We start from the raw sequence: 13,398 nt of genomic DNA, 5'->3' as shown, positions 1-13,398 counted from the left end.
TATCTCGAACGGCTGCTGGCCGATCAGGTGCGGGTGTTGGGCGAGGACCACCGCGACACCCTGGGCACGCGTCGCGCCCTAGCCGACTGGCGGGGGCAGGCGGGTGATGCGGCTGGTGCCGCCGCGTCCTTCCAGCGGTTGCTCGAGTGTCAGGTGCGGCTGCTGGGAGAGGAGAACCCCGACACCCTCAGCAGTTGCCAGTACCTTGCCCACTGGCAGGGGCAGGCGGGTGATGCGGCTGGTGCCGCCGCGTCCTTCCAGCAGCTACTCGCTTGGCAGACGCAGCTCCTGGGTGACGATCACCCCAGCACCCTGACCACACGCCACCAGCTCGCCCATTGGCGGGGGCAGGCGGGTGATGCGGCTGGTGCCGCCGCGTCCTTCCAGCAGCTGCTCGCTCGCTACCCGGACGCCCCCGACTCCCTCTCGATGCTCCAGGAACTCGCCTACTGGCGGTTGAAAGCGGGGGATGCCGAGGGATCCGAAGCCGTCTACGAAGAATTGTTCAAGGAGATGAGCATGGGATCCGTGCATTCGGGCGGTGTGAACGTACCGCTTCTTCAGGGCTGGGAAGACCGTTCTCAGGCCATCGTGGTGCAGACGCAGCAAACGGACGGATTCAGGCCGAACATCGTGGTGGTCCGTGAGGACTCGAAGGCACGGACCATGGACGAGTTCGTCGCGCAGTCCTTGGAGGCACTCAAGAGCACCTTTCAGCAGCTGGAGGTCGGCCATAGCGAGCCAACCGCTCTCGGGCGGCACTCCGGGCATCTGATTGATTTCACCTTCATAGCCCAGGGACAGCAGTATCGCCAGGCTCAGTTCTACACGGCCTTCGCGGCCTACATCTTCACCTTCACTGCGAGCAACATCTCTCATCGCTTTCCCGCGTTCTGGCCCGTTGCGAAGAGAATCATCGAAGAAACGTGCATCGAGGGTGCGTGACGGCAGCGTGCCCTTCTGGGCCCGGCCGCGAACCCGTTGCTGTCTGCCGGGGCAAGTACTGGTGAACGCACCTATCTTGTGTGGGAACGAGCTGGCGCGCGCCTCAGACGAGCGCACAGCGGGGAACGGGCGCCCGGTACGAGGGGGAGCGTGCAGCACAAGGAACGGGGCGCCCGGCATGAGCCGGGCGCCCCGATCGCTGGTGCGGGGCCGGTTACTCCCCGGCCGCCGCGTCCGCCCGCTGGGCCCGCAGGGCGCGCTCGACGCCCGCGCGGGACTCCGAGACCAGCCGGCGCAGGGCCGCGTTCGGCTCGGCCGAAGCCAGCCAGGCGTCCGTCTTGTCCAGGGTCTCCTGGGAGACCTGGACCGCCGGGTAGAGGCCGACGGCGATCTGCTGGGCCATCTCGTGGGAGCGGGACTCCCAGATGTCCTTGACCACCTCGAAGTACCGGTCCGCGTACGGGGCGAGCACCTCACGCTGGTCGGTCTGGACGAAACCGCCGATGACCGCCTCCTGCACGGCGTTCGGCAGCTTGTCGGAGTCGACGACCGACGCCCACGCCTCCGCCTTGGCCTCCTCGGTCGGACGGGCCGCCCGGGCCGTGGCCGCGTGCCGCTCACCGGCGGCCGTGCGGTCACGCTCGTACTCGCCCGCGATCTCCGCCTCGTCGAACCGGCCGACCGCCGCGAGCCGCTGCACGAACGCCCACCGCAGCTCCGTGTCGACGACCAGGCCCTCCACGGTCTGCGAACCGTCCAGCAGCGCGTCCAGCACATCCAGCTGCTCGGGCGTGCGGGCCGTCGCCGCGAACGCCCGCGCCCACGCCAGCTGGTGGTCGCTGCCCGGCGCCGCCGCCCGCAGGTGCGCCAGCGTCGCGTCGGTCCAGCGGGCCAGCAGCGCCTCGCGGGCGGCCGGGTCGGCGTACAGGTCGATCGCCAGCTTCACCTGGCGCTGCAGCGACTGCACCACGCCGATGTCCGACTCCTTGCCGATGCCGGACAGCACCAGGGAAAGGTAGTCGCGGGCCGCGAGCTGGGCGTCACGGGTCATGTCCCAGGCCGACGCCCAGCACAGGGCGCGCGGCAGGGACGACTCGAAGTCGCCGAGGTGCTCCGTGACGAAGGCCAGGGACTGCTCGTCCAGGCGGACCTTCGCGTACGACAGGTCGTCGTCGTTGAGCAGGATCACGGCCGGGCGGCGCCGGCCCACCAGCTGCGGCACGGCGGTCAGCTCGCCGTCCACGTCCAGCTCGATCCTCCCCCAGCCTTCGGCCGGGGGGACCCCCACGTCGCGGACCAGCTTGCCGCTGTCGTCGTCCAGCTCGTACAGGCCGACGGCGATCCGGTGCGGCCGCAGCGTCGGCTCGCCCTTGGCGCCGGCGGGCAGGGCCGGGGCCTCCTGGCGGATCGCGAAGGAGGTGATGACGCCGTTCCCGTCCGTCTCGATCTCGGGACGCAGGACGTTGATGCCCGCCGTCTCCAGCCACGCCTTCGACCAGGCCTTCAGATCACGGCCGGACGTCGTCTCCAGGGCGCCCAGCAGATCGGACAGGCGCGTGTTGCCGTACGCGTGCGTCTTGAAGTACGCCTGCACGCCGCGGAAGAACTCGTCCTCACCGACGTAGGCGACGAGCTGCTTCAGTACGGAAGCCCCCTTCGCGTACGTGATGCCGTCGAAGTTGACGAGCACGTCGTCCAGGTCGTTGATCTCGGCCATGATCGGGTGCGTCGACGGCAGCTGGTCCTGCCGGTACGCCCACGTCTTCATGGAATTGGCGAACGTGGTCCAGGAGTGCGGCCAGCGCGACTCCGGGTGCGCCGCCTGGCAGGCGATCGAGGTGTACGTGGCGAACGACTCGTTCAGCCACAGGTCGTTCCACCACTCCATCGTCACGAGGTCGCCGAACCACATGTGGGCCAGCTCGTGCAGGATGGTCTCCGCGCGCACCTCGTACGCCGCGTCCGTCACCTTCGACCTGAACACGTACTGGTCGCGGATGGTCACCGCGCCCGCGTTCTCCATCGCGCCCGCGTTGAACTCCGGCACGAACAGCTGGTCGTACTTCTTGAACGGGTACGCGTAGTCGAACTTCTCCTGGAACCACTCGAAGCCCTGCCGGGTCACCTCGAAGATCGCGTCCGAGTCGAGGTACTCGGCGAGCGAGGGACGGCAGTAGATACCGAGCGGGACGGACTGGCCGTCCTTCTCGTACACGCTGTGCACCGAGTGGTACGGGCCGACGATCAGCGCCGTGATGTACGACGAGATGCGCGGCGTCGGCTCGAACTCCCAGACGTTGTCCTGCGGTTCGGGCGTCGGCGAGTTGGAGATGACCGTCCAGCCCTCGGGCGCCTTCACGGTGAACTGGAAGGTCGCCTTGAGGTCCGGCTGCTCGAAGCTCGCGAACACCCGGCGGGCGTCCGGCACCTCGAACTGGGTGTAGAGGTACGCCTGGTCGTCGACCGGGTCGACGAACCGGTGCAGACCCTCACCGGTGTTGGTGTACGCGCAGTCGGCGACGACCCGGAGGATGTTGCGCCCGTGCAGCAGTCCGGGCAGCTTGATCCTGGAGTCCGCGAAGACCTCGGCCGGGTCGAGGGAGTCCCCGTTCAGGGTCACCTCGTGCACGGCCGGCGCCACCAGGTCGATGAACGACTCCGCGCCGTTCTCGGCCGTCACGTCGAAGCGCACCGTGGTCACGGACCGGTAGGTGCCGCCCTCCTGCGCGCCGGAGAGATCGAGCTCGATCCCGTACGACTCAACGGCGAGCAGCTGCGCCCGCTGCTGCGCCTCTTCGCGGGTCAGGTTTGTGCCAGGCACGCGGTCATCTCCTCGTTATGGGTGGGTTGCGCCATCTTTCCACGGCGGATCGGCGTCAGGCGACGACCCGGGCGTCTCCTAGGGATACCCCTCGGCGGGTAAGAGCCCGGGGCCGTGGAGACGGCACAGCAGGGTCCCCGTGCGCCTGTGCGCCCGGCGGACGGAACGCGACGTCCGGATCCCGCCGGTGCCGCGGCCGCGCGCGAACGAGCCTGATGAGCATGACGACGACCACCCCGTACACCGCACGCCCCATCGCTCCGCGCGCCCTGGGGGAACTGCGCACGACGGACGACGCGGGCCGCCCCACGGCCCCGTTCACCGACACCGAGGGCGGTGCCCCGCTCCGCTGCTGCCTGCGCCGGAGCGAGCCCGGAGAACGGATCGCCCTGGTCTCCTACGCACCCCTGCGCCGCTGGGCCGCGGAAACGGGTGCGGCACCGGGCGCCTACGACGAGGTGGGCCCCGTCTTCATCCACGCCGGGCCGTGCGAGGGCCCGGCCGGAGACGTCCTGCCCTTCACCGGCGCCCACCGCACGGTCCGGAGCTACTCCCGGCGGGGTCACATCCTGGGCGGACGGCTGGTCCAGGAACCGGACGCCCTCGGGCAGGCCCTCACAGAAGCGCTCGACGACCCGGCCGTGGCACTGGTCCACGTCCGGGCCGTCGAGTACGGCTGCTTCCTCTACGAGGTGCGCCGGGGGTACGAGGCCGGCAGGGGCTAGCCCTTCAGCTCCGCCGCCACCAGCTCCGCGATCTGGACCGCGTTCAGCGCCGCGCCCTTGCGGAGGTTGTCGTTGGAGACGAAGAGGGCCAGGCCGTTGTCGGCCGTCTCGTCCCGGCGGATGCGGCCGACGTACGACGGGTCCTTGCCGGCGGCCTGGAGGGGCGTGGGGATGTCGGACAGCTCCACACCCGGGGCGTCCTTCAGGAGCTCCGTCGCGCGCTCGGGGGAGATCGGGCGGGCGAAACGGGCGTTGATCTGGAGGGAGTGGCCGGAGAAGACCGGGACGCGCACGCAGGTGCCGGAGACCTTCAGCCCGGGGATCTCCAGGATCTTGCGGGACTCGTTGCGGAGCTTCTGCTCCTCGTCGGTCTCGTTCAGGCCGTCGTCGACGATGCTGCCCGCGAGCGGCAGCACGTTGAAGGCGATGGGGCGCTTGTAGACGCCCGGCTCCGGGAAGTCCACCGCCTCACCGTCGTGGGTGAGCTTCTCGGCCTCGGCGACGACCTTCTGCGTCTGGCCGTGCAGCTCGGCGACGCCCGCGAGGCCGGAACCGGAGACCGCCTGGTACGTGGCGACGACCAGGGCCTCCAGGCCCGCCTCGGCGTGCAGCGGACGCAGCACCGGCATCGCGGCCATCGTCGTGCAGTTCGGGTTCGCGATGATGCCCTTGGGGCGGTCCTTGATCGCGTGCGGGTTGACCTCGGAGACGACCAGGGGGACCTCCGGGTGCTTGCGCCACGCGGAGGAGTTGTCGATCACCACGGCGCCCTGGGAGGCGACCTTCTCGGCCAGCGCCTTGGAGGTCGCGCCGCCCGCGGAGAACAGCACGATGTCCAGGCCGGTGTAGTCGGCGGTCGCCGCGTCCTCCACCGTCACGCCGTCCAGCTCCGTCCCCGCGGAACGGGCCGAGGCGAACAGGCGCAGCTCGGTGACCGGGAAGTTCCGCTCCGTGAGGATCCTGCGCATGACCGTGCCCACCTGTCCGGTGGCTCCGACGATTCCGACCCTCACGGTGACTCCCTCTCCTGCGTGTCTTCACGTGCTCGTTGCTTGGCCGAGGCTTTTCCATCATGCGGCCGACCACGGCCCGCCTGTCCACTTCTTTCCCCGGTCTGCCCGGAGAGTGGGACGGCGTGTCCCACTCCATGGTTGCGGACCTGCGGTGTCGACCCCGCTGAGCTGGAGGAATTCGTCCGGCAGGGGTCGTGCGCCGCAAGCTCGCCTGCCCCTGTCGGTCTCGGCCACACGAAAGTGTGATGTATGCCTCTGTCGCCCGGTCGGCACCTGCCGGGAAAACGACCGAACGTTCCGGGCCGTGCCGGCGTCGTAGGAGAAACACGGCGAGGGGGGTGGCTTGTGCTGCTGCGCGGTAGGGCCCGGCGCGTCCGGGAGGCGCACGCCGCGACCGGCGACGATCCGCGGGACGCGGCTGATCCGCCGAGCGGGGCCGGTATGTCGAGTACGTCGGGCACGCCGAGCGAGGCCGGTCCGCCGGCCGCGGCCGATCCGCTGGACGCGGCGCAGGAGCGCCGGGTGCGGGCGGTGCTCGCGCTCGGCGGGGTGCCGCAGGCGGACCTGCCGGACGGGGTGCAGCAGGTCCGCCTGCGGCTGCTGGAGCGGGCCGCGAGCGGCCGGGAGGCGCCGCGGGACGTCTCGGCGTGGGCGGCGGTCGTCGCCTCCAACCTGGCCATGGACTGGCACCGGGCCAAGCGCCGCCAGGAGCGGCTCGGGGAGCGGCTGGCCGCCCTGCGCCAGCCGGCGCATCCCTCCGGCGAGGACAGCAGCGTGCTGTCGGTCGCCGTCGCCCAGGGCCTGGACGAGTTGCCCGACGCCCAGCGGCAGGTCGTCGTCCTGCGCTTTTACGCCGACCTGCCGGTCCGGTCCATCGCCGAGCAGCTCGGCGTCCCGGAGGGCACGGTCAAGAGCCGGCTGCACACGGCGGTACGGGTCCTGCGCGCCCGCCTGCACGAGGACGAGGTGGTGTGACGTGACCGCCGAGCATGACAAGGACGGGCACTACGAGGTCGCGCTGATGGCGGTGATCACCGGCGAGGCGCCACCGGACGATGCCCTCGCGGACGACGCCTTCGTGACCGAGTACCGGTCCGCGACCACCGACGTGGCGTTGCTGCGCGAGCAGCTGGGCCTCATCGGGCAGGCACTCGCCGGGCCCGAACGGGTCCCCGAACCGGTCCCTGATCAGGACCCCGGGCCGGGACCGGGGGCAGCAGCCGTTACCTCCGTGACCTCGCTGTCGGCGCGCCGTGACCGGCGCAAGCCCCTGGACGTGGCTCTGAAGGGGGTCCTCGCGGCCGCTGTTGCCGGTGTCGTGATCGGTATGGGCTGGCTCGTCGTCCAGAGCGGCGGCATGAGCGCCGGGGACGACCAGGGCGCGTCGTCCGCGGCCGACAGCTCCGCGGGGCGCCCGCACACCGAAGGGGACGCCAAGCTCAGCGACGCCGGGTATCTGGCCTGCGCCCGGATCGTCGCCGAGGGCACCGTCGCCGAGGTCGAGCCCCTTCCCGGAAGCGGCCAGGACCGGATCACCCTGGACGTGACGCGCTACTACAAGCCCGACAAGGGCCGGGCGCGGATCACCTTCCCCCTGGAGACCGGCGCCGTGCCCTCGCTCCGAGCCGGTGACCACATGCTCGTCGGTTTCTCCGGCGACCGAGCCCACCCGGACACGTGGGCGACGGGGGAGAAGGAGATCGCCCGCGAACGGGCGTGGATCACCGACGCGCTGCCCGCCTCGCGCACCCTCCCGTGCCCGTAGCAACGGCAAGGGCGGGCGCCCCAACGGACGCCCGCCCTCAGTACCGCGATACCACTACGGCAGAACCTTCTCGATCTTCACGCTGCCCAGGCCCGCGACCGTGCCGCGCGCGTTGACCAGCTGGACCTGGCCGAAGAACTCACGCCCCTCGGGAGCGGCCGCCGCGGCGGTGACGCTGCCCGAGACCGTCGCGGAGTCGCCCGTGCCGAGCTTCACCGGCGCCGACTCGTCGACGCCGACGGTGCCGAGGGAGGGGGAGAAGAACACGTCCTGGTAGTCGTACTCGGTGGTGCCGGCCGGTACCGAGTAGCCGACGACCTCGACGGTGTACTTCCCGGCCGCCGGGGACGGCACGGACACCGACTCGTCCGAGTCGCCGTCGGCGGAGCTGCCGACCTGCTTGCCGGCCGCGTCGTACACGGCGAGGTCCAGGTCCGCGGCGTTGTCCGAGACCCCGCCGATCGCGACGTCCAGCGACTTCGCGCCCGCGGGCACCTCGACCGTGGTGGTCTGCGTCTCACCCTGCTTGATCGAGGGGCGGGTCGCCTTGGCCGAGCCCAGCGGGCCGCCCACCAGCTTGCCGTCGAGCGCGGCGAAGCCGTTCGTCACCTTCCAGGAGGCGGTGGCCGGGGTGCCGACCTTCGCCTCGGGCACGGTCACGGTCTCCGGCTCGAAGGCCGCGCCGAGGACGGCGACATCCAGCTTGTACGGGTTGTCGAGCAGCGGCGACGTACGGCGCGACTCGACCTCGATCTCCCACACGCCCGGCTGCGGGTTCGCGTACGACCGCAGGTCGGGGCGGCAGGTGTTGGCCGGGTTGGGGTAGTTCGGGTAGCAGTTGATCGTCGACGTCGGGTCGGACGGGACGCCGTACGGGTGGATGGAGATGAACCGGGTCTGGCTCTTGTCCTTCAGCCCGCTCATCGCGACCTCGAGGGTCTTCGCGCCCTCCGGGACGGTGACGAAGTAGTGGTGCGAGCTGTTGCGCTGCACCGAGCTCTTCGCGGAGGTCGTGAACTTAAGCGGCGTGGAGACCACGGCCGTGCTGAGGACCTGGCGGTCGATGCCCTCGGTCTTCGGGTCGTCGACCTCCAGGATCGCGCTCTTGATGCCCGCGGACTTCGGCGCGGCCTGGACCTTGACGGTCACCGGCTGGTTCAGCGGCAGCTTCACCTCGTCGGAGCCGACGATGCGGAACGTGCCGCCCGCGTTGTTCTCGAAGTGCAGCTCGTGCCGGATCGCCTTGTCGGCGCCGGACGTACGGGTGATGGTGATCTCGTACGTCTTCTTCTGGCCGGCCTTCAGGCCGCCCTCACGGTCGTACAGGCCCGTGCCGAAGCCCGGGGTCTTCAGGAACTGGTCGATCGCGGTGTCGACCGGCGCCTTGACCGTGTACGCGTGCGAGGTGGCGTCGTCGCGGATGGCGTCCCAGGCGTCCTCGATGTTCATGAGGCCCGCGCCCTCCTCGTACGCCTGCACACCCTTGATGTGGTCGGCGGTGGAGGTGAGGGCCGTGCGCAGGGTCGCCGGCGTGAGGTCGATCTTCTTCTGCTTGGCGGCCGAGATCAGCAGCGCCGAGGCACCGGCGGCCTGCGGGGAGGCCATCGAGGTGCCCTGGAGCATGCCGTAGCCGGCCGGCAGGGTGTAGCCCGCCTCGGCGACCGGCTGGCCCGGCATCCAGGTCTGGATGGTGTTGATCGCCGCGCCCGGGGCGACCAGGGTCGGCGTGAAGCCGCCGTCCTCACGCGGGCCGCGCGAGGAGAACGGCATCATCGCGTACTTCTTCTCCACGACCGAGCCGTAGTTGGCGGCCCAGGTCTCCTTGGAGACGGACGCGCCGACCGAGATGACCTTCTCGGCCAGGGCCGGGTCGCCGATGGTGTTGGCGCCGGGGCCGGAGTTGCCCGCGGAGATCACCAGCTGGACGCCGTAGGTGTCGATGAGCCGCGTGTACAGCTCGGCGCGCGCGTTGTTGCCGTCGTTCAGCGCCGGGAGGCCGCCGATGGACATGTTGACGATGTCGACACCGCGCTTGGTGACGAGGTCGATCATGCCTTCGGTGAGCGCCACGTTGGTGCAGCCGCCGGACCAGGTGCAGGCGCGCGAGGAGACCAGCTTGGCGCCGGGAGCGGCACCGTCCATCTTCCCGCCGAACAGGCCGTTGGCGGCGGTGATGCCGGCGACGTGCGTGCCGTGCTCGGACTCGATGACGCCGATGTTGACGAAGTCGGACTTCTTGCCGACCCAGGTGCCGCCCAGCGGGTCCATCGGGACGTCCTTGCGGATCTCCACGACGAACGGCTGCCGCTCGGCGATGTCCGTGGCCGGGTTGTCGGTGCCGAAGTACCCGACCTGGTGGCCGTCCTTGTACGGCTTCATCGGGGCGTCGTCGGCGAAGTCGTTGTTGTTGTTCAGGTCGACCCGGACCGTGCCGGCCGCCGCGTCGTAGAGCACGCCCCAGACGTCGGTGGTGTCGCCGTCCCGGTTGGCGTCGCCCGCCGCATCGCCGCCGGTGGTGTACGACTCCTTGAAGAGGCTGACGGCGTAGGAGCCCGCCGGCGCCTTGTACGACTGGCCCTGGTAGGTGAAGGCCGGGCCGGACACGGCCGAGACCATCGGGCGCCAGGTGTTGTCGTTGTCGATGATCGGGTCGGTCGCCGTCACCCAGTCGACGATCTTCCGCTCACCGGTCGTCGTCTTCTGCAGCGCCGGGTGGCCGAGGTCCACGCCGGAGTCCAGGATGCCGATGGTGACGCCGCGGCCGTCCGCCTTCGGGTGGTCCTCGACGAAGTCGACCGCGCCCGTCTCGAAGGACGGGTTGTACGGGTTCTCGGCCGGGGTCTTCTTCCCCGGCGCCGGGTACGTGCCCGTCGCCTTGGCGCCCTTGGCGGTGTCCGCGCTCGGCGTCGGGTCGCCCAGCGGGATCTCCTCGCGCAGGTCGATGCCGTGCACGGAGGACAGCTTGGCGGCGGCGGCGATCGCCGAGTCGGCCTTGGCCGTCGGGACGGTGGCGCGGACGTAGCCGAGCTTGTCGTCGGCCCGGCCGACCGAGCCGCCCTTGACCGCGTCCAGCTGCCCGGCGACCTGCTCGGTCTTCCCGGGCGCGGTGGCGATCATCATCGTGACCGTCTTGTCGCCGTCGGCCTTGGCCTCCGCGAGCAGGTCCGCATCACCCGAACCGAGCTTGGCGTGCGCGGACTTGACGCTCGGCTCGGCCGGCGCGTCCGCGCCCGGGCCGTCGGCGGAGAAGGCCATGGGGATCGGCCCGGCCGCGGAGAGCGCGGCGACGAGACCGGCGGCCACGGCGATGCGTGCCACGCGTCTCGGGCCCGATATCTGATCGCGCGGGGTGGGAGGGGTCATCGGCATCCCTTGTAGGTAAAGGAACGAGCGGGAAGCGACCGGGGCCCGATCGGTCCTGGTCGCAGATGGTCCGAACGGCAAGCCCGGACGATCGCACAGCCTTACGCAAGGTGAAGTCCTTTGGGGAGCGTTGACCCAAACGAGATGGATGTATGGGGAAAACCCGCGATGCGATTTGTGGGCATCAGTCCTGAAGGTGGCAAAGAAATCGGTTAACGTCCCGGAGTGCGACAGAAGTTGAGGGTGGCGGCCTACGCCATATGCGTCCGGGACGGACAGATCCTGCTCGCCCGCTCGCCCGCCCAGGACGGCACGCCCGAGTGGGTCGTGCCCGGCGGCGGCATGGAGCACGGCGAGGACCCCTACGACACCGTCCGGCGGGAGGTGGAGGAGGAGACCGGGTACCACATCGAGGTGACCGGGCTGCTCGGCGTCAACTCCTCCCACCGCGTCTTCCGCAACGGCTTCGGACCCGCTGTCGACCATCACGGCGTCCGGTTCGTCTATGAGGGCCGGATCACCGGCGGCGAACTGCGCTACGAGGTGAACGGCTCCACCGACCTCGCCGCCTGGCACGAGTTGGACGCGGTCCCTGCTCTCGCCCGGGTGTCGATGGTCGACATCGCCCTGCGGATGTGGCGCGAACGCCCGGTCACCGGACGGCTGGCCGACGTTCCGGAGTAGGTGCAGTACCCCGGAAGGTGAACGCCGCGTGACCGGCTCCGGGCCGTATCCGGAGCAGGCGACGACGCGCCGGGTAGTCCAAGATCCACGTACGGTGATCGGCGCTGCGCGTTGCCGCCTCGTTTACGCGCAGGTCATTCCCGGTGCCAACGATCCAGTACGAGCGGGGTGTTCGCGACGTGAACACCCCGCGACCACTGCCGACGCGTTCGCACTCGGGGAGAGAAGCGCATGTCGCGCACACGCTCAGTCGCCGGCTCCGGCCGGGGCATCCACCGTCGTTCCGTCCTCGCCGCCACCGGCGCGGTCGCCCTCTCCGGGGGCGTCGGCTACGCCCTGCGGCCCAGCGACAGCCAGGCCGCCACGGTCAAGGAGAGCACCGACGCCGCCGTGGCGGCCTCCTCGCGCCGGGCACCTGCCGCGCCGCTGGCCCCGTACACCAAGGGCACCACCGTGGCGTCCGTCGCCGCCCCGCGCGGCAGTTCCGGCTACCGCCGCCTGAACGACGGACCCGGCTGGCAGCGGGTCGTCCGCTCCGACCTCGCCGCGCCCAAGCCCGGCCGCGCTGGGCGCCGTACCGCGCTCGCCGCGTTCGTGCAGCTCACGGACCTGCACATCATCGACGCCCAGCACCCGCTGCGCCTGGAGTACCTGCGCTCGGCCGACATCCACGCCTGGCGGCCGCACGAGGCGCTGACCGTGCAGGGCGCCATCGCGCTGGTGGAGCGGATCAACGCGCTGCGCGGCGCCCCCGTCACCGGTTCCCCGCTGCACTTCGCCATGACCACCGGCGACAACACGGACAACAACGCCAAGTCCGAGCTGGACTGGTTCCTGAAGATCATGAGCGGTGGGCGCATCACGCCCAACACCGGTGACCCGCGCCGCTACGAAGGCGTCCAGAACAGCGGCCTCAAGCAGTACTGGCAGCCGGACGCCCCGGTCCGCGACAGCGACAAGCGGGCGGGCTTCCCCCACCTCGACGGCTTCCTGAAGGCCGCGATCCGCGAGGTGCGCAGCCCCGGCCTCAACCTGCCCTGGTACTCGACGGTCGGCAACCACGACTCGCTGCCGATGGGCTGCTACGCCTCGCACGGCGACTCGTACCTCACCGAACTCGCCGTCGGCGGCAGGAAACTGATGGATGTCTCCGCAGCCGATGCGCGGCGGCTCCAGGCGCAGATCAAGAAGGCCCGCGACCCCCAGGGCTCCCTCTACCACGACTTCCTCACGTCCCACGCCCGCCGCATGCGGTCGGTCACCCCCGACGAGAGGCGCGCGCCCTTCACCCCGGCCGAGTACCTCCAGGCGCACCTGGACCCGGCCCACCGCGGCGTCGGCCCGGCCGGCCACGGCTACTCCTCCGCCAACCTGGACGCGGGCACCCAGTACTACGCCTTCCGCATCTCCGACGACGTCATCGGCATCAGCCTGGACACCACCGACTCCGGCGGCCACTACGAGGGGTCCGTCGGCACGGCCCAGCTGAAGTGGCTCGACAAGACGCTGCGGGACAACAAGGACTCCTACGCCGTGATCTTCAGCCACCACACCAGCAAGACGATGACGAACCTGCGCAGCGACCCGGCCCGCCCCGACGAGCGCCGCCACAACGGCCAGGAGGTCCTCGCCCTGCTCGGCAACCACCCCAGGGTGCTCGCCTGGGTGAACGGCCACATCCACAAGAACGTCATCACTCCGCACGCCACGGCGAGCGGCGGCTCCTTCTGGGAGATCTCCACCGCCTCCCACGTCGACTTCCCGCAGCTGGCCCGGGTCATCGAGCTGACCGACAACAAGGACGGCACGATCTCCCTGTTCACGACGCTGGTGGAGTCCTCGGCCCCGCACCGCACGGACTTCTCCGACCTCTCCCAGACCGGCCTCGCGGCCCTCTACCGCGAGCTGTCCCTCAACGCGCCCGGCGCGAGCACCACGCTCGGCGGCGACCCGGAGGACCGCAACACCGAACTGGTGCTCAAGAAGAGCTGAAACCCGCTCAACCACCCGGCGCCGGTCAACCCCCGCCACGGCCGCCGGAGTCCCCCCTCCCGACACGACTGGACAGGACGTGACAGGGGG

9 protein-coding genes are annotated in these 13,398 nt (G+C 70.6%); 6 read left to right on the top strand and 3 right to left on the bottom strand.

Annotated features, from left to right (window positions below; translation table 11 throughout):
* A partial coding sequence (locus HNR57_RS07805; RefSeq protein ID WP_184558230.1) for a tetratricopeptide repeat protein occupies positions 1-945 on the top strand: 945 nt, incomplete at its 5' end.
* Between the two features lie 214 nt (positions 946-1,159).
* Here the strand turns inward: HNR57_RS07805 and pepN are convergent.
* A complete protein-coding gene (pepN, locus tag HNR57_RS07800; protein ID WP_184558228.1) occupies positions 1,160-3,766 on the bottom strand; it encodes an aminopeptidase N in 2,607 nt (868 codons plus the stop codon).
* Between the two features lie 221 nt (positions 3,767-3,987).
* On the opposite strand from pepN, the gene HNR57_RS07795 reads away from it, so the two are divergent.
* Complete coding sequence (locus tag HNR57_RS07795; RefSeq protein WP_184558227.1) at positions 3,988-4,491, top strand: DUF1203 domain-containing protein; 504 nt, start codon at positions 3,988-3,990, stop codon at positions 4,489-4,491.
* Here the strand turns inward: HNR57_RS07795 and HNR57_RS07790 are convergent.
* On the bottom strand, positions 4,488-5,504 hold the full coding sequence (locus HNR57_RS07790) for an aspartate-semialdehyde dehydrogenase (RefSeq protein WP_184558226.1): 1,017 nt from the start codon (positions 5,502-5,504) through the stop codon (positions 4,488-4,490). The two genes, HNR57_RS07795 and HNR57_RS07790, sit on opposite strands and share 4 nt — an antisense overlap.
* 441 nt (positions 5,505-5,945) lie before the next feature.
* On the opposite strand from HNR57_RS07790, the gene HNR57_RS07785 reads away from it, so the two are divergent.
* Both HNR57_RS07785 and HNR57_RS07780 read left to right on the top strand, forming a co-directional pair.
* A complete protein-coding gene (locus HNR57_RS07785; RefSeq protein WP_184558215.1) occupies positions 5,946-6,479 on the top strand; it encodes a sigma-70 family RNA polymerase sigma factor in 534 nt (177 codons plus the stop codon).
* Between the two features lies 1 nt (position 6,480).
* A complete protein-coding gene (locus tag HNR57_RS07780) occupies positions 6,481-7,269 on the top strand; it encodes a hypothetical protein (protein ID WP_313673042.1) in 789 nt (262 codons plus the stop codon).
* Positions 7,270-7,323: 54 nt separating this feature from the next.
* On the opposite strand, the gene HNR57_RS07775 is transcribed toward HNR57_RS07780, so the two are convergent.
* The gene (locus tag HNR57_RS07775; protein ID WP_184558212.1) at positions 7,324-10,632 is read right to left on the bottom strand and encodes a S8 family serine peptidase; all 3,309 of its coding nucleotides are present in this window, start codon (positions 10,630-10,632) and stop codon (positions 7,324-7,326) included.
* Between the two features lie 225 nt (positions 10,633-10,857).
* On the opposite strand from HNR57_RS07775, the gene HNR57_RS07770 reads away from it, so the two are divergent.
* Positions 10,858-11,316, top strand: a complete 459-nt coding sequence (locus HNR57_RS07770; RefSeq protein WP_313673037.1) for an NUDIX hydrolase — start codon at positions 10,858-10,860, stop codon at positions 11,314-11,316.
* A 231-nt stretch (positions 11,317-11,547) separates the two neighbouring features.
* Positions 11,548-13,308 (top strand): TIGR03767 family metallophosphoesterase, encoded by a 1,761-nt coding sequence (locus tag HNR57_RS07765; RefSeq protein ID WP_184558208.1) that lies wholly within the window; start codon positions 11,548-11,550, stop codon positions 13,306-13,308.
* The last annotated feature ends 90 nt before the right edge of the window (positions 13,309-13,398 follow it).

The organism is Streptomyces paradoxus (assembly GCF_014202475.1).
GTDB lineage: Bacteria > Actinomycetota > Actinomycetes > Streptomycetales > Streptomycetaceae > Streptomyces > Streptomyces paradoxus.
This window is presented reverse-complemented; position numbering and strand designations above follow the sequence as displayed.

Coding starts and splice junctions, on each gene's coding strand:
- HNR57_RS07795 (WP_184558227.1), top strand. CDS start 3,988: ATGACGACGACCACCCCGTACACCGCACGCCCCATCGCTCCGCGCGCC.
- HNR57_RS07785 (WP_184558215.1), top strand. CDS start 5,946: ATGTCGAGTACGTCGGGCACGCCGAGCGAGGCCGGTCCGCCGGCCGCG.
- HNR57_RS07775 (WP_184558212.1), bottom strand. CDS start 10,632: ATGACCCCTCCCACCCCGCGCGATCAGATATCGGGCCCGAGACGCGTG.
- HNR57_RS07765 (WP_184558208.1), top strand. CDS start 11,548: ATGTCGCGCACACGCTCAGTCGCCGGCTCCGGCCGGGGCATCCACCGT.